12 protein-coding genes are annotated in these 17,240 nt (G+C 63.8%); 3 read left to right on the plus strand and 9 right to left on the minus strand.

Going from position 1 to position 17,240, the window contains the following annotated elements; translation table 11 throughout:
- Nucleotides 1–84 precede the first annotated feature (84 nt).
- From V1293_RS27190 to V1293_RS27205, 4 genes are all read right to left on the minus strand, one after another.
- Nucleotides 85–408 (minus strand): hypothetical protein, encoded by a 324-nt coding sequence (locus tag V1293_RS27190; RefSeq protein WP_334513742.1) that lies wholly within the window; start codon nt 406–408, stop codon nt 85–87.
- Nucleotides 405–725, minus strand: a complete 321-nt coding sequence (locus tag V1293_RS27195) for a hypothetical protein (protein ID WP_334513743.1) — start codon at nt 723–725, stop codon at nt 405–407. Before V1293_RS27195 ends, V1293_RS27190 begins: the two co-directional genes overlap by 4 nt.
- A gap of 173 nt (nt 726–898) precedes the next feature.
- Nucleotides 899–2,878 (minus strand): sodium:solute symporter family protein, encoded by a 1,980-nt coding sequence (locus V1293_RS27200; protein ID WP_334513745.1) that lies wholly within the window; start codon nt 2,876–2,878, stop codon nt 899–901.
- 12 nt (nt 2,879–2,890) lie between these two features.
- The gene (locus V1293_RS27205; protein ID WP_334513747.1) at nt 2,891–3,169 is read right to left on the minus strand and encodes a DUF4212 domain-containing protein; all 279 of its coding nucleotides are present in this window, start codon (nt 3,167–3,169) and stop codon (nt 2,891–2,893) included.
- A 333-nt stretch (nt 3,170–3,502) separates the two neighbouring features.
- Here V1293_RS27205 and V1293_RS27210 point away from each other — a divergent pair, with 333 nt between their 5' ends.
- The 3 genes from V1293_RS27210 (at nt 3,503) to V1293_RS27220 (ending at nt 7,163) form a co-directional block, all read left to right on the plus strand.
- Complete coding sequence (locus tag V1293_RS27210; RefSeq protein ID WP_334513749.1) at nt 3,503–4,111, plus strand: hypothetical protein; 609 nt, start codon at nt 3,503–3,505, stop codon at nt 4,109–4,111.
- A 62-nt stretch (nt 4,112–4,173) separates the two neighbouring features.
- Nucleotides 4,174–6,306, plus strand: a complete 2,133-nt coding sequence (locus tag V1293_RS27215) for a DUF294 nucleotidyltransferase-like domain-containing protein (protein ID WP_334513751.1) — start codon at nt 4,174–4,176, stop codon at nt 6,304–6,306.
- Between the two features lie 182 nt (nt 6,307–6,488).
- Nucleotides 6,489–7,163, plus strand: a complete 675-nt coding sequence (locus V1293_RS27220; protein ID WP_334513752.1) for a response regulator transcription factor — start codon at nt 6,489–6,491, stop codon at nt 7,161–7,163.
- A 927-nt stretch (nt 7,164–8,090) separates the two neighbouring features.
- Here V1293_RS27220 and V1293_RS27225 read toward each other — a convergent pair.
- The 5 genes from V1293_RS27225 to V1293_RS27245 form a co-directional block, all read right to left on the minus strand.
- Nucleotides 8,091–11,603 carry a PAS domain-containing hybrid sensor histidine kinase/response regulator gene (locus V1293_RS27225; protein ID WP_334513755.1) on the minus strand — a complete coding sequence of 1,171 codons (3,513 nt, stop codon included), beginning with the start codon at nt 11,601–11,603 and terminating at the stop codon, nt 8,091–8,093.
- Between the two features lie 145 nt (nt 11,604–11,748).
- Nucleotides 11,749–12,978 (minus strand): 5-aminolevulinate synthase, encoded by a 1,230-nt coding sequence (gene hemA / locus V1293_RS27230; RefSeq protein ID WP_334513756.1) that lies wholly within the window; start codon nt 12,976–12,978, stop codon nt 11,749–11,751.
- A 144-nt stretch (nt 12,979–13,122) separates the two neighbouring features.
- On the minus strand, nt 13,123–13,647 hold the full coding sequence (locus tag V1293_RS27235; RefSeq protein WP_334513758.1) for a DUF6622 family protein: 525 nt from the start codon (nt 13,645–13,647) through the stop codon (nt 13,123–13,125).
- 22 nt (nt 13,648–13,669) lie between these two features.
- Nucleotides 13,670–14,731 (minus strand): MBL fold metallo-hydrolase, encoded by a 1,062-nt coding sequence (locus V1293_RS27240; protein ID WP_334513759.1) that lies wholly within the window; start codon nt 14,729–14,731, stop codon nt 13,670–13,672.
- Between the two features lie 243 nt (nt 14,732–14,974).
- Nucleotides 14,975–17,101: a methyl-accepting chemotaxis protein gene (locus tag V1293_RS27245; RefSeq protein ID WP_334513761.1), complete on the minus strand. Its 2,127-nt coding sequence runs from the start codon at nt 17,099–17,101 to the stop codon at nt 14,975–14,977.
- Nucleotides 17,102–17,240: the final 139 nt, after the last annotated feature.

Raw genomic sequence — 17,240 nt, forward strand, 5'->3', positions numbered from 1 at the left:
GATGAAAGGGGCCTGTATACCGGATTTGAGAGCGGCCATAGCGTAGCGGCAGCGCGCCGTGTCCTCAACACCGCGTATCGACGCTTACAGCCCGGTCTTGAGAAAGTTACCGGCGGCTGGGAGCGCCAGAAGGGCGGTTCCAGCAAGCCATATCCAGAGCGAGGCGTCGCTTGATTCCGAGGCGCCGGTGATTCGTTCGTAGATTGCCGCCGGAATTCCGCCAAGGATGACGGTCGCTGTCGAAACCATCAGCGATGCGAACATCAGCGTCAGCGACAGGCTGCCAAACAGCAGCGGACCGGCGAGCAGTTGGACATACAGCAGCGTGAAAATCAGCGCGAGCTGATTGAAGATGCCATTGATCATTCCGAAAAACGCGATTCCGATGAAATAGAAATTGCGGCTCATGATGCCGCTCCGCCGACCCGGGGAGCGAGATTTAACAACAACAATGTGTAGTGAAGCGCGACACGCAGCCAGAACAGCCAGACGAAGCCGAACAGCCAAACCACCACCGGAGGGGTCACCTTCGGCGTCACGGTCGCGACAGCTGCGACGACGGGATCGGTGATCCGGCAGAAAAATCGCCAGATGTAATTCGGCGAGTCCGCATCTACCATCAAGCCGAGCAGGGCGCGGCCAAGCAGCGTGTACATCAGCACTGCGAGAATGAAGTTCGGTAGATGGAAATACCAGTACGCGGAGAGCGAGCTTGCAATATCCAAGGACGTTTCTCCTCGCAGCCTGACGGTGAGACAACCGGCCGATCATCGCAACCAGCCGCTCTCGGCTAACAATGGCAAGAGTGCGATATCCGGGCAAGGCGGATATGGTGCGACAAACAAAGACGGGGCCCCTGAAGGGCCCCGTCCATCGATCTCCAGTCTTCAAAAACCTACTAGGTGGTCCTCTCCTCGAGCACTGTCCTGCCGCGCGGCTTCCGGATGTCGTCGACATAGGCCTGCATTTCCGCCGACGGCTCCTTGCCGAGCTTGCTGACGATGTAGATAACCGCGAAGCCCAGTGGCGTTCCCAACAACCCGCAGGCGATGTTGTTGAGGTCAAACCAACCGACCTTGTTGGCCATCGGGTGGGCGAGTGTCGGGAAACTCTCCATGGCATTGGGCAACGCCATGGCTTTCGCGATGTCGACCAGCGGCGCTCCTGTCAACGGGTTGGTCAACGACGTCATGCCGAAATACTTCACGCCGGCGCCCGGGAAGTACCGGGTCGTCACGAGATAGAACAGGCACAGTCCGAAGCCGGCAATGATGCCGCAGACCGCGCCCGTCGCCGTCGTGCGTTTCCACCAGACGCCCATCACCAGCGCCGGGAAGTTCCCGGCCATCGCAAGCGAGAACGCCCAACCGACCATGGCCAGGATGTCGCCGGGCTTGGTTGCGGCCGTCGCTGCGGCGATCACGGCGACGATCACGAGAAGACCGCGCGCCACGGTAAGGCGGCGCAGGGTCGGCGCGTTGGGGTCGATCATCTTGTAGTAGACGTCGTGCGACAACGCGTTGGCGATGGCGAGCAGCAGCCCGTCAGCGGTGGACAGCGCGGCGGCGAGACCGCCGGCAGCGACCAGACCCGAGATCACATAAGGAAGTCCCGCGATCTCCGGGGTTGAGAGCACGATCACGTCCGTGTTGATGACGAAGTCCTGCAGTCGGACGACGCCCGGGTGACCGGCAATGGCCTTGCACGCCGCGACAATCGCGTCGATGCTGCCTGCGTTCTTGCCGCAGATCTGGATCAACCCGAGTTCACCCCAGTTGAACAACCAGGGGCGGATGGCCGTCAGGTCGCGTCCGATGATGTTGGTGTAGACTTCCAGCTTGGAGAACGCCGCATAGGCCGGCGCCGAGAAATACAGCAGGAAGATGAACAGCAGGGACCAGGCGACCGACTGACGCGCCTCGCGCACCGACGGGGTGGTGAAGTAACGCATCAGGATATGCGGCAGCGAAGCGGTGCCGACCATCATGCACATGATGATCGCGAAGAAATTCAGCGGGCTGTAGTTGATAAAGGGCTGAATGTGCGGCTTCAGCGCTGCTGCCGTCGTCAGCCCGGTCGCCAGCATTTGCTGCTCGCGCGCTGTGATATCCGCGATGGCCTGTCCGTACGTGAGTTCCGGAATCGGAATACCGTAATTCTTGGTGGACAGGATCACGATGGGGGTCAGGTAGGCGATGATCAGCACGATGTATTGTGCAATCTGCGTCCACGTCACCGCCCGCATGCCGCCCAGCATCGCGCAGAGCAGAATGCCGACAAGGCCCGCAAACACCGCAAGCTCGAACTGCATTCCGAGGAATCGCGAGGCAATAATGCCGGTGCCGTAAATCTGCGCCGTCACATAGGTAAAGGAGCAGGCGACCAGCACGACGACGCCCAGCGCGCGGGCGAAGTTGCCGCCGTACCGGAACGACAGGAAATCAGGCACGGTGTAGGCGCCGAACTTGCGCAGGTATGGTCCAATCAGGATCGACACCAGCACGAATCCGCCGGTCCATCCCAGCACCCATGCGAGGCCGTCGTAACCCAGCAGGAACAGGGTGCCGGCCATGCCGACGAAGGAAGCCGCCGACATCCAGTCGGCGCCCGTCGCCATGCCGTTGTAGAAGGCGGGCACACGCCGTCCCGCAACATAATACTCGGAGACTTCAGCGGTGCGCGTCATCACCCCGATGATGGCGTAAACCGCGAGCGTGAAGAACACGAACAGGTAGCCGAGGATCTTGTTCGGAACGCCGATCTGCTCGAGAACTGCAAGCAGGATGATGAACGCCAGGAACCCGCCGGTATAGGTTCCGTACATCTTGCCGAGATTCTTGATGAAATCCGTGGTGCCGGAAGCGCTTTGCGTAGCCATGGTCTCTTCCCCTCAATCTTCCTCGGCAAAGCCGTATTCGCGATCAATCTTGTCCTGCTGTTTTGCGAACACGAACAGCATGACCACGAACACGATCAGCGACCCCTGCGCGGCCATGTAGAAGCCGAGCGGAAAACCGAGAATCGGAATGATGATATTGTTGAGCGGCTTCACGAACATGTGGATGATGAAGCCGAAGAAGAACCAGATGCCGAGATGCGTGAACATCAGACGCGAGGTCTTTGCCCAGTGCGCTTCTTCTTTCTCTTTCATACTTGTAGAGTCAGCCATGGATTGCATTCCTCCCTCAAAGCACCGGCAAGGCAAATGCGCCGGGATGAAATGATCGAGGGGAAACAAATCCCTTCAGTGCGGCGCCCCCCTTGCCGCTGCTCTGCCGGTCTTGTGCCGGGTTTGGAGACAACGAAGGCTAACACTACGAACGGTCAGGGCTTCATTATACTTTCGGGGGTATAAATTGTTGCAATTGCGAACGGGAGTGAAGTGTTGAGATGCGGAAATGCCGCAACTGCTAACGACGCGCCGTTTAGAACGTTCAACTTGGCGGGACCGGATAGGGTAAGCTGACGAAGTCACCCTGGTCGATCGGCAGGACAAGACTGGATGAAGTTGTTCGAAAAACTGTTTCGCCGACGTCCGCCGATTGGCGACCGCGAGGCGCTCGCGGACTTCATCGATGCGCAGTCGGCGTTCATCGTGCAGAAGGGCATCTACGAATACTCCCGCGCCCGCGCAGGCCATTACGCCAAGGTGCTGTTTGCTGAGGAGGGGTTTGCCAAATCGGTCGAACATTCGCGCTGGCAGGCATTTCCGCTCGGTCTTTCGATGGTGGGCGAGATGGTCGACGTTGTTCTGCGCCCGCATGCCGGCGAGGATCGCCGTGCGGTGCTCGACCAGATCATCGCGGTCGTCCTTTCAGTTTTCGACCGTTATCCGGTGCCGCCGTCGATCGGCGAGGCCGGATGGCGGGAGGCCCGGGGCGAACTGGAGCACCGGCTCGACCTGGTGGGGGGGCACGCGCCCAAGCGGGTGATGGACATTCCGGAACCGCTGGCGGAGAGCTACTTTGCCATGATGCCGATCCACGAAAAGCTGCGCGGGCGGGATTTCCAGACCACGCGCAACTACCTCCGTGTCAGCCTGTGCAACATCCATGATGAACTGGTCGACCGGATCGATGCGCCCGCGTTGACCACCGCGCTGCTGAAATAGGGCGCGCTCGTGCCGGACTGGTTGCGCGGCATCGCACGGCTGCCGCGCGAGAGGGAGGGGCGATGGACAGGACGATTGGCGGCGCCCCGCTTTTGTCGCTCGACGCCGTTGTCATCGATACCGAAACCACCGGGCTCGATCCGCGCAAGGCGCGGGCGATCGAGCTTGCCGGGGTGCGACTCTCCGCCGGAAAGCTGGTTGCCGGCGAATCCTTCCGTCAATTGCTGCGGCCGGCCGGGCAATCGATCGCCGCCGAGACGACGCGCATTCATGGCATCGACGACGCCATGGTCGCCGGCTCGCCGTTGTTTGCCGAAGTCTGGCCGCGCTTCCATTCGTTTCTCGGCCAGGCGCCGGTGATCGGGCACGCGGTCGGGTTCGACCTTGCGGTGCTCAAGCGCGAATGCGATCTCGCCGGCCTGCCGTGGATACGGCCACGCACGCTCGATACGCGGCAGTTGGCGCAGATCGCCGCGCCCGAACTGGCTGGCTATTCGCTGGATGAACTCGCCGACTGGCTGGGTGTCGACATCGTCGACCGGCATTCCGCGCTCGGCGACGCCATGACGGCGGCGCGGGTGTTTGTGGCGCTGGTGCCGAAGTTGCGCGACCACGGCATCCGAACCATTGCCGAGGCCGAACGGGCGTGCCTCGCCCTTACCTCCGTCCTCGACGATGAGGCGCGGGCCGGCTGGATCCAGGCCGTCGAAGCTCCGGAACGCGCCGACGCGGAACGAACGCTGAAACGCTTCGACAGCTACGCCTATCGACACCGCAATCGCGACATCATGCGGATGCCTCCGGTCTTTGTGGCCTCCGACATTTCGGTCCACGACGCCCTCGCGCGGCTGGCGAGCGAGAAAACGTCGGCGCTGTATGTGGCGCCAGATGCCGCTTCCGGCGATGTGAAGGCCGCGGAGGCAGGCATCGTCACGGAACGCGACGTGCTGCGCGCGATCGCTCGCTTCGGCGCGGCCGCGCTCGATTTGCCGGTCGGGCAGATCATGAGCCAGCCGCTCGCAGCGGTTTCCGCGGACGCTTTTGTCTATCGCGCCATCGGCCGCATGAACCGTCTCAAGACCCGCCATCTCGGTGTCGTCGACGAAGCCGGCCGCGTGATCGGGGCATTGTCCGCGCGAGACCTGCTGCGGTTGCGCGCCGGGGAGGCGATTTCGCTCGGCGAAGAGATCGACGATGCCGCGGACGCGCACGCCCTGGCGCTTGCCTGGGCCAAGCTGCCGCGGGTCGCGGAATCTCTGATGGCGGAGGGGCTTTCCGGCCGCGATGTCGCGGAAGTGATTTCCCGCGAGCTCGGCGCGCTCACCGGCCAGGCCGCCGTGATCGCCGAGCGGATCATGCGGGAGCGCGGCCAGGGGGAGCCCCCGTGCGGCTTTTCCATGGTCGTGCTGGGCTCGGCCGGTCGCGGCGAAAGCCTGTTGGCGATGGACCAGGACAATGCCGTGATTTTCGAGCGCGGCGAACCTGATGGCGAGGAGGATCGCTGGTTTGCGGCGCTCGGCACGCATGTCGCGGATATCCTGCACGAGGCCGGCGTGCCGTATTGCAAGGGCGGGGTGATGGCGAAGAACGCGCCTTGGCGCGGTTCGGTCGCAACGTGGCGGAATCGGATCGACCACTGGATCATGCGCTCCGATCCAAGCGATCTGCTGTCCGTCGACATCTTCTTCGACCTGCGGGCGGTTCACGGCGAAGGCGGACTGGCCGTGGCCGTGAGGCAGGCGGCCTTCGCCGCGGCCGAAGGCCAGGTCGCGTTCGCCAAGCTCCTGGTCGAAAGTGTCAGCGTTCCCGCGAGCCTGAAATTCTTCGGCGGCATCCGTACCGAAGGCGGCCGCATCGATCTCAAGGCAGCCGGGCTGTTCGGCATAGTCGCCGCGGCGCGGGCCATGGCGATCCGTTACCATGTGACCGACCGATCGACGCCGGCGCGGCTGGCGGGTGTGAAGGCGCTCATTCACGGTAGTGACGGCGATCTCGATGCGCTGGTCGAGGCCCAGGGCGTATTTCTCGATCTCATCCTGTCGCAGCAGATTGAGGATATCGCTCACGGGACACCGCCCACCAACACGGTCTCGGTCAAGCAATTGCCGGCCCGCGATCGCGACCGTTTGCGCGTGGCGCTCCAGGCGGTCAGCGCCGTCGACAGGCTGACCCGCGATCTCCTGTTCGGGGATTGATGAGGGCGCACGAAATCCTGCCGTCTTGTTGCGGTGCACAAAGGAGGCGGTTAACCGCTTTGCCGCGTGAGAGGATTGGGCGCTTGCATGCGACAGCCGGGCAGGGGACAATTGCCAGACCGCTTGGCAGGCCTGCGGAAAAATGGTCGCCGGTTTGCCGCAACGCTTTTCACAAGAAGTAGATGACTGCTGCTGCCAATACCCGCCTCGTCATCGCCGATGACCATCCGCTATTCCGCGATGCTTTGCGTCAGGCGGTCGCGAGCGTCGTGGCGTCGGCCGTCGTCAGCGAGGCCGGATCGTTCGACGATCTCACCGCGCTGCTGGAACGGGATTCCGACGTCGACCTGATCCTGCTCGATCTCACCATGCCGGGTATCTCCGGATTCTCCGGCCTGATCTACCTGCGCGCGCAATACCCGGCGATCCCGGTGGTGATCGTGTCCGCCAGCGACGATGCCGGCACGATCCGAAGGTCGCTGGATTTCGGCGCCTCCGGCTTCATCCCCAAGCGCTTCGGCGTCGAAACGCTGCGCGATGCCATCATGAAGGTGATGGAGGGCGACGTCTGGGTTCCGCCGGACACTGATCTCTCCTCGGCCGACGATCCCGACATGGCGCGGCTGCGCGATCGCCTGGTCACGCTGACCCCGCAGCAGGTGCGGGTGCTGATGATGCTGTCGGAGGGCCTGCTCAACAAGCAGATCGCCTATGAGCTCGGCGTGTCGGAAGCGACCATCAAGGCGCATGTCTCGGCGATCCTGCAGAAGCTCGGCGTCGAAAGCCGGACCCAGGCCGTGATCGCGGCGGCGAAGATCTCCGGTGGCCAGTGGCGCCAGGGCACGCCGACGGGTTGATCCCGGTCGTCATCCGGGGCGCGACGAAGTCGCGAGCCCGGAATCCATCAAGCAACGGGTCCAGTGGTGAAATGGATCCGGGCTCGCGCCAAGCCGCTGCGGTGTATGTCTATCTGCTGCAGGCCAGAACCAGACAAAGAGAGTTGGGGGCGGCGCCGCAAACCTTCACAGGGAGCATGTACCACATGTCTCAATTCGTATTCCGTAGGAAGACGGCAAAGCGTTGCGCGCAGTCATTGTGTTTGATTGCTTTGTGTCTTGCATCGGGCAGTGCAAAGGCTTGTCTCCTACCGAGTTCACAGGTCGGTATCCTATTTGATCATATCCCGGACGTCGAAGTGCCGGTGATAGCCGAAGTGACGGTCATCAACAGAGAACCTAACGCCATGCTTCTAGATGGCTCTGGATTGGTTGTGCTGAACGTTCGGGTCGAGAAAGTTATAAAGGGAGCGCTCGATACCCGCACATTGAGGGTCGTAAGTCCCCTTAACAGTTGTACCACGGTTGGGCGTGGCCACGGTTTCATTGCCGGTACGATCCAGCATGATCCACGGCATGGCTTGGAGCTGTTGGTGATACAGGAATCTGACCCTCGGATAAGGCGATGAGTCTGCACGCGACGCACATGAAATAAGACTTTCCCGAAAGGAGTGCCGAATGAGCTGGGACACTGTTAGTGCGGCAATTAGGATTTGGAGAGGACCGCAGGACACGTGGGACGGTCCTTCACAAAACTCGGGAGTTCCTTTTACTGGAGCGGATCAAGTCAAGATTAGGGGCTGGTGCAGCTACTTTAAGACGGATCTTCATACGCACGAGCGTTACTAGAAGGCGGGGCGAGCGGAGGAAAATACATCAGTTTCGTCCAAACTTCTCCAGGAATTCCGGGACTGACCGTCCTCGGGGGCCGCCCCGGAATGATAGCGCCTACTCCGCCGCCACCATCTGTTGCGCCCGCCACTGGCCGAGCAGGGCGCGGAGAGAGGCTGGCTTCACTGGCTTGTTGAGGATCGCGATGTTTTCCTCGCGTGCGGCCGCCCGCACATTCGGGCTGCGATCCGCCGTGATCAGGATGGCCGGAATGTTTTCGCCGAAGCGGCGGCGGATCTCGCGGATCGCGGCGACGCCGTTGCCGCGGTCGAGATGGTAGTCGACCAGAAGGCCCGTCACGCTGCCGCCGGAGGATTCGATCGCGGCGATCGCGGCGTCGGGGTCGGTCACCGCGATCACCTCGGCGTCCCACGCCGTCAGCAGCGTCTTCATGCCGTCGAGGATCGCCGCGTCGTTCTCGATGCAGACGATCAGCGCCCCGCTCATCGGTGTTTTGGAGAGCGGCGTCGCACTGGTGACGGCGGCGGTGTGGTTGATCGCCTTGGCGACAGGCACCGTCACTGAAAACACCGAGCCGCCACTGGCGTTGGCGTCGATCGCGATGCCGTGCTTCAGCACCCGCGCCAGCCGCTCGACGATGGAGAGGCCAAGGCCGAGGCCGCGCGCGATCCGCGCGCCCTGTTCCAGGCGGTGGAACTCCTTGAAGATCTCGCCGCGCTTGGTCACGGGAATGCCGACGCCGGTGTCGTAGACGCTGATCTTGAGCGATTGCCCCTGGCGGCGGCAGCCGACCAGCACGCGCCCGCGCGGGGTGTATTTGATGGCGTTGGAAATGAAATTCTGCAGCAGCCGTCGCAGCAGCAAGCGGTCGGATTCCGCCGGCAGCGAGCAGGGCACGAAGGTCAATTCCAGCCCCTTGGCGCGTGCGAGCGGCGCAAACTCGATCTCGAGCGAGCGCATCAGGTCAGCCATCTTGAAGCTGGTGATCGCGGTCGTCATGGCGCCGGCATCGAGCCGCGAGATGTCGAGCAGCGCGCCGAGGATTTCCTCGATCGCCTCCAGGGAGTCGTCGATGTTCTCGACCAGGCGCGAATCCTCGCCGCCATTCTGCCGCTCGACGAGGCTTGTCACATAGAGCCGCGCCGCGTTGAGCGGCTGCAGGATGTCGTGGCTGGCGGCCGCCAGGAACCGGGTCTTCGAGATGTTGGCGTCCTCGGCGGTGCTCTTGGCCTGCGCCAGTTCGGAATTCAGGCGGGTCAGTTCCTCGGTGCGGTCGCGCACGCGCTTTTCCAGCGTCGCATTGGCGCGCTCCAGCGCTTCGGCGGCCTCGAAGCTCGGGGTGACGTCGGAGAAGGTGATGACGAGGCCGCCGCCCGGCATCCGGTTGGAGCGGACCTCGATCACCATGTGGCGGTCGGGCAGGCGCTCCAGATAGGGCTCGCCTTCGGTGGTGTAGGCATCCAGCCGCCGCTGCAGCAATCCATCGGGGTGGTCGCCGAAGTCGGCCGGGCTGACGGCGCCCATGAATTCGAGGATTTCCTGCAGCGGGATCCCGAGTTGCACGAGGTGTGGCGGCAGCGCGAGAATTTCGCCGAACTGGGCGTTCGAGCAGATCAACTGCAAATCCGCATCGAACACCGCAATGCCCTGGCGCACATGGTTCAGCGCGGTTTGCAAAATCTCGCGGTTGAAATGCAGCGCGGCGTGGGAATCGTCGAGCAGCTTCAGCGCGGCCTTGGCGGAGACGGTTCGCTTGCGCAGCAACAGCGACATCACGAGGCGCGAGGAGGCGGCCCCGATCGAGGAGGCGATCAGCCGTTCGGCGTGTTGCAGCAATTCGAAATCGGCGGGCGCGGCCGGATCGAGATTACCGCGATGGCCGGCCGCAAAGGATTCGAAGGCTTGGGCCGCGCGCTCGGGGCCGAGATATTGCGCCACCGTGCTCTGGATGTCCTGCACGGTAACCGTCGTCCGCCAGCGCCGGAACGTCGGCGCGATCGGCGCCAGCGTGTTGGGCACGAACAGATCCGCCTGCAGCCGTTCGATCGACGACGGCCGCTGCGCGATCGACATCACGATGTAGGTCAGGATATTGAGCGAGAGCGACCAGAGCACGCCATGCATCAGCGGCGGCAGATCGGCGCCGAACAACGCCCGCGGACGCAGCGCCTCGATGCCGAACGGTCCGTGTTGCAGCAGCAGCAGGCCTGTCGGATTGCCCTCCAGGAAGCTCGGCAGGAACAGCGTATAGGCCCACACCGCAAAGCCGACCAGCATGCCGGTCATGGCGCCGCGGGCGGTTCCCTCGCGCCAGAACAGGCCGCCGAAGAAGGCCGGCGCCAGCTGGGCAAGCGCTGCGAACGACAACAGGCCGATCGCCGCCAGCTGCGCATTGCCGAGCGCGCGATAGTAGAAATACGCCATCACCATGATGGCGAAGATCGCAAAGCGCCGGATCCTGAGCAGGAAGTCGCCGAAATCCTTGCTGCCGGCGCGCGCTGCGGGGCTGCGCTGCAGCACCAGCGGCAGGACGATGTCGTTGGAGACCATGATGGAGAGCGCGACGCATTCCACGATCACCATCGCGGTTGCGGCCGACATGCCGCCGACGAACACGGCAATGCTGAGCAGCGGGGAATCCGCCTCGATCGGCAGCGCCAATACGTACATGTCGCTGTCCACGGCGCCGAAGGGAAAGGTGACGAGGCCGGCGAGCGCGATCGGAATCACGAACAGGTTGATGGCGACCAGATAGAGCGGGAACAGCCAGCGGGCGCGGCTGACCTCCTCGGGGCTGGAGTTCTCGACCACGCTGACGTGAAACTGCCGCGGCAGCAGCATGATCGCGCAGAACGACAGCAGCGTCATGGTGAGGAAATTGCCGATCGACGGCACGTAGTCGATCGCGCGCACCGCCTCCGGGGTCTTCATCGCGCGTTCGATCAGCTCGACGGGCGTGAACATCCAGAAGGTGACGAAGGCGCCGGCGGCGAGAAAGGCCACCAGCTTGACGATGGATTCGGTGGCGATCGCCAGCATCAGGCCGTGCTGGTGCTCGGTGGCGTCGGTCTGGCGGGTGCCGAACAGCACGGCGAATGCCGCCATCGCCAGTGTCACGACCAGCGCGATGTCGCCAATCAACGGAATCGAGGAGAACAGCTTGTCCTCGGTCAGGATCGTCTCCAGCGAGGACGCCACCGCCTTGAGCTGCAGTGCGATGTAGGGCACGGAGCCTACGATCGCGATCACGGCCACCGTGGCGGCGACCGCCTGGCTCTTGCCGTAGCGCGCCGCGATGAAGTCGGCGATCGAGGTGATGTTCTGCGACTTGGCGAGCTGGATCACACGCCGGAGCAGCGGCGTGCACAGCCCGATCATCAGGACGGGGCCGACATAGATCGCAAGGAAGTCGATGCTGGTGCGGGTGGCGAAACCGACCGAGCCGAAGAAGGTCCAGGAGGTGCAGTAGATCGCCAGCGACAGCGGATAGATCAGCATGCTGGCGCGGCCGCGCTGGCTCGGCGACAACCGGTCGCCATAGCTGGCGACGCCGAACAACAGGCCGATATAGGCGAACGCGGCGGCGATTACGCCCCAGTCGTGCAGCATCGCTGCTTGTCTCCCTTCCCGTCCCAGCAGCGCCTCTCGCTGGCGCTGGCCGGACGCTCGAAAACGCCGGGGCCGGAAGAGGGTAGTATAAACGCTTTGGGCTGGCAGCGCACCGCGCTACCAGCCCAATTTCCTAAGGGGAGGGTTACTCGGCCGCGAGCGATTTCTGCTTCAGCGGCAGACCGAGACGGTCCCAGACCTGCAGCAGCACTTCCGCCAGCTGATCGATCAGGCCGTCGTCGTGGTAGGGCGAGGGCGTGATCCGCAGCCGCTCGGTTCCCTTGGCGACCGTCGGATAGTTGATCGGCTGGATGTAGATGCCGTGCTCTTCCAGCAGCATATCGGACGCCTGCTTGCACTTCTCGGGATCGCCGACGAACAGCGGCACGATGTGGGTGTCGCTCGACATTACGGGGAGGCCTGCGGCGGTGAGGATCGCCTTGACCCGGGCGGCGCGGTCCTGGTGGCGCTCGCGCTCCCAGTTCGAGGTCTTGAGGTGGCGGATCGCCGCGGTGGCGGCCGAGCAGATCGCCGGCGGCAGCGCCGTCGTAAAGATGAAGCCCGGCGCGTAGGAGCGGACCGCGTCGATGATCTCGGCATTAGCAGCGATGTAGCCGCCGAGGCAGCCGAAGGCCTTGGCGAGCGTGCCTTCCAGCACGTCGATGCGATGCATGACGCCGTCGCGCTCGGCAATGCCGCCGCCGCGCGGGCCGTACATGCCAACCGCATGGACCTCATCGACATAGGTCATGGCGCCGTATTTCTCGGCGAGATCGCAGATTTTCGAAAGCGGGGCTATGTCGCCGTCCATCGAATAGAGGCTCTCGCAGGCGATCAGCTTCGGCCGGTCGGGGCCTGCCGCGATCAAAAGCTCTTCCAGATGCGCCATGTCGTTGTGGCGGAAAATCTGCCGCTCGCAGCCGGCCTGGCGCACGCCTTCGATCATCGAATTGTGGTTCAGCGCGTCAGATAGAATGAGGCAGTTCGGAATAAGCTTGGCGATTGTCGAGATGCCGGTCTGGTTCGAGACGTAGCCGGAGGTGAACAGCAGCGAGGCCTGCTTGCCGTGCAGGTCGGCCAGTTCCTGTTCGAGCTGCACCAGCGGATGATGGGTACCCGCGATGTTGCGGGTGCCGCCGGCGCCTGTGCCGACCCTTGTGGCGGTCTCGACCATGGCGCCGACCACCTTCGGGTGCTGGCCCATGCCGAGATAGTCGTTGGAGCACCAGATCACGACGTCGCGCTTGCCCTTCGGCGAGTGCCAGACCGCATGCGGGAAGCGGCCCGCGATGCGCTCGAGATCGGCGAAAACCCGGTAGCGCCGCTCGTTATGCAGGCGATTGAGGGCGGCACTGAAAAATTTGCTGTAATCCATCACAAGACCTGGAACGGAACCGGCCGGATCGGCGTGAGGCCTTTTTAGAGCGTTTCCAGCTTTGATGTCTACGCGAAATCCAACATTTCGGCGCGTCTCCGGGATGCACCTGAGGCAGGATAAATCTTGATTTCGATCAACACACTACGCTGGATTTGCGGTCCCGGTATTTTCGTTCCTGTCGAAATTCCGGTAACGGCGCAATAGCGCGGCCGCCCACCCCGAAAAGTAACCCGCGCTGGCGCCGGAGACGGCGTGGCCGATGATTGCGACGGCGGCGTGCGGCTCCAGTTTCATGGCGGTTGCGACCGCAACGCCATATTGCAGGGAGAAGACCGTGACGTTGCGGATCAGCGGACCTGCGCTGCCTGGCCGGGTGACCATGCCCCGCGCCTTGTCGACCGCCAGCAACTTCGGGTCATGCCAGAGTGCCAGCGCGCCAAACAGGGTGGCCGCCACCAACCAGGCCATGAGCGGTTCCAGCCCATGGTCGTGGGCCAATACCGGCCGCGACAGACCCATCAGGAAGAAAGCCAACGGGACGATCAGCATCCGCCAGATCGCTTGCGTCCTTGGCCGCCGCGCCTGCCGGCCCTGCCAGATCAAATAGGCGAGCAGCGCGAAAACCCAGATCGGCGTGTTGGCGAGGATCCGAAACGCGATATGCATCGGCCCCCCGGTTCCGCCGCTATCAGGTGGTCCGGAACCGCAGCACGCCGTCGCTGACCTCTGACGTCAGGCGGCCCTCTACCAGCATGTAGTTGACATGCGCGACCAGTTCGCCGGCGGCAAAGCCCATCTGGTGCTCGTCCAGCACGTGCTTGTGGAACACGACCGGCACCAGTTCCTTGGAAGTCTGCGGAACTTCCCGGCAGGCTTCGGCGATCAGCCGGCAACGATCCTCATGATGGTCGGCGAGCTGCTTGATGCGGGTCTTCAGCCCGTAAAACGGCACGCCGTGGCCGGGCAGCACCATCACGTCGTAGGGCAGCGTGGTGGTGAGGCTGGCCAGCGAGGCCAGATATTCGCCGAGCGAGTTCTGGTCGGGCTCGACAGCCCAGACGCTGACATTCGGCGAAATCTTGCTCAGCACCTGGTCGGCGGAGAGAAACAGCTTGTCGGCGGCGCAATACAGCATCACCTGGTCGAGCGCGTGTCCGCCGCCGGTGATCACCTTGAAACGCCGCGTGCCGATCACAACCTCGTCGCCACGCGAGATGCGGCGATAGGACGGCGGCAGCACCGAAACCCGCTTCAAATAGTCCTGGCCGCGGCCGAGCAATCGGTCGGTCAGGCTTTCATCCATGCCGTGCCGGCGGAAGAACAGCCGCTGGGCGTTGCGCCGCTCCTCGGTGCCGCGGTTCTGATGATAGACCGATTGCAGGTATTCGACCTGTGACATCTGCAGCGGGCAGTCGAAGCGCTCGGTGATCCAACCCGCCAGGCCGACGTGGTCGGGGTGCGAATGGGTCACGATCAGCCGCGTGACCTTCACATGCCGCAGCGGCCCCTCGAACAGCACGGTCCAGGCCGCGATGGATTCCTCGTTGCCGAACCCGGAATCGACCATCGCCCAGCCGTCGCCGTCGGCGAGCAGGTAGATGTTCACGTGATTGAGCCGGAACGGCAGCTTGAGGCGGACCCAAAGCACGCCGGGCACCACCTCGACGACCTGATCGTGGCCGGGGTGATGTTCCCAGGGGTATCGCAGTGCCTCGGCGGAGGAGTAGGTGCTGTCTGTCTTCGAATGCATAATATCGGCTTACCGGTACACGCGGCACCGCGCCAGCCGAAAAAAGCGCTGGCGGTGCCCGCGCGCCCGAGGAACGCAAGTTGTCCGGCTTCAAACGCATGAGTTTACGGCGCAATCCCGCGCCGCCGCGCCTGACCATGGTGGCGATGCCCCGATGCTGCGCAGCGTACCCGGCTACTTTGCATGGGGTTGTTTTCGCATTTTTGTCGGCCAGGCGCGGCGCCGCCGCCCTGGCACACCTGACTACGCCGCCCGGATGTTCGTCAGGAAGGCGTCGATTTCCTCGCGCAGCACGTCGGCCTCGCGGCGCAGCGCGCCGGAGGCGGTCAGCACCTGGCCGGCCGCCGTTCCGGCCTGCGACGAGGCGCTGGAGACGCCGACGATGTTGGTGGAGACCTCGCTGGTGCCGCCGGCGGCGTGCTGGATGTTGCGCGCGATCTCGCGCGTCGCCGCCCCCTGTTCCTCGACCGCGGCCGCAATCGCGGTGGTCACCTCGTTGATCTCGCTGATCGTGTTGCTGATGTTCCTGATCGCGGAGACCGCCGTCGTCGTCACCGTCTGCATGCTGACGATCTGCTGGCGGATCTCGTCGGTGGCCTTCGCGGTCTGGTTGGCGAGGCTCTTCACCTCGGAGGCGACCACGGCGAAGCCGCGGCCGGCGTCGCCGGCGCGGGCCGCTTCGATGGTGGCGTTCAGCGCCAGCAGGTTGGTCTGTGAAGCGATGGTCTGGATCAGATCGACCACCACGCTGATGCGGGCGGCGTTATCCGCAAGCCCCTGCATGGTGGCATCGGTCTCACCGGCGTCGTCGACCGCCTTGCGGGCGATTTCCGCCGAGGTGATGACCTGACGGCCGATTTCCTCGATCGAGGAGGACAATTCCTCGGTTCCCGACGACACCGTCTGCACGTTGGCTGAAGTCTGCTCGGCGGCGGTCGCCACCGCGGTCACCAGTGCGTTCGATTGATCGGCGGTCGCCGACATGCTTTGCGCGGTCGACTGCATCGATCCTGCCGCGGATTGCAGGCTGTCGAGCGCGGTGCGAACCGTGGTTTCGAACTCGACGATGCGCGCTTCCATGCGGTTGGCGCGCTCGGCCTTGGCGATGCGGTCCTTGTCCTGCTCGGCGGAGAGCGCGCGGCTCTGGAGCATGCTCTCGCGGAACACCTGCAGCGAATCCGCCATGACGCCGATCTCGTCCTGGTGGTGGGTCTGATAGACCTCCGATTCGAGGTCGCCGCTGGACAACAACTGCATCGAGCGCTGCAGGTTGCTGATCCGCAGCAGGACGTTGCGGCCGACATAGAGCCAGACGAACAGGATCGAGCCGACCAGCGTCGATACGCCGAGGGCGAGCATGACCATGGTGCCGAACGAGATCTCCTGGCGCGCCTGCCAGGCGGCGGCGTCGGTTTCCTTCTGCACGGCGTCGACCAGCTGCTGCACGCTGATGCCGAGGCCGACATTGAGCTTGCGGGTTTCCTCCAGAATGGTCTGGCCGTATTCGTCCGCATCCAGCTCCTGCTGGCGGACCTTGAAGACGCCGGTCTTGCCGTCGGCAAGCGCCAGCAGGCTCAGGGTTGTGTTTTGAACGGACCGCATCGCCGTGGTCTTGGGCAGCGCTTCGAGATTCGACTTCACGCGCGCCTGCGCGGTGCGGAAGTCCCTGCCGGTCGCTTCGAGCACTTCGCCGTTGTTGGTCGACAGCGCCGCGATCATGTCGAACGCCATGAGATTGCCGCTGGCGGCGATGTCGGCCAGCTGGTCGGCGGTCTTGTGTGCCCGGATGGCTTCGGCCTGCGAGAAGTTGGGGGCGGCGTAGATGCTGTAGAGCTCGGTCTGCGCGTCGATGGCCGCGGGTCCCGCGGCGGCCACGAAGCGCCGCTGCGCCTTGCGCACGGCGTCGTAGAGCTTGTCGTGCTGGGCGCCCAATTCGAGCCGCTCGCGCGCGGCCGAGCCGAGGCTCTTGATCACCTCATCGATGTTCTTCATGTTCTCGGTGAGGGCCGCAACGACCGCCTTGTCGGCGCCGAGTTCGACGATCTCGGCGAGCTTCTGCAGCGCGACCGCCTGGGTTTCCTTCATTTTTTTGGTGCGATCGTTCAGCGCCTCTTCGCTGCGCGCGGCCAGCAGCGCCGGCCCCTGGCTGGCGAGGCTCGCGCTCTGTGCGGATAGCTGCAGGCTGGCGGCGAGACGGGGGATGTCCCGGCCGCTCAGATCGACCATGGTCCCGCCGAGCCGCCCGAGCATCAGGCCGGCGCCGGCCGAGATGACGATCGCCATGCCGGCGATGACGGCGAAGGCGGCAAACAGGCTGCCCCTGACGCCGAAACGAAAACCCTTGAGCCGTGAATTGGATCGTCCCGTCATTTGCCCGCTGTCCCGTCTACGCTACCTTGAGATGTTTCCTCGCGCGGCAGTATCACGGTGCCCGGTTAACAAGTTTGGAACCGGGAAGGCCTTTCGCCGCATTTTTGGCAGCGGATTGCTTGCCTTTGACGGATTTTTT

This window comes from Bradyrhizobium sp. AZCC 1693, assembly GCF_036924745.1.
Classification (GTDB): Bacteria; Pseudomonadota; Alphaproteobacteria; order Rhizobiales; family Xanthobacteraceae; genus Bradyrhizobium.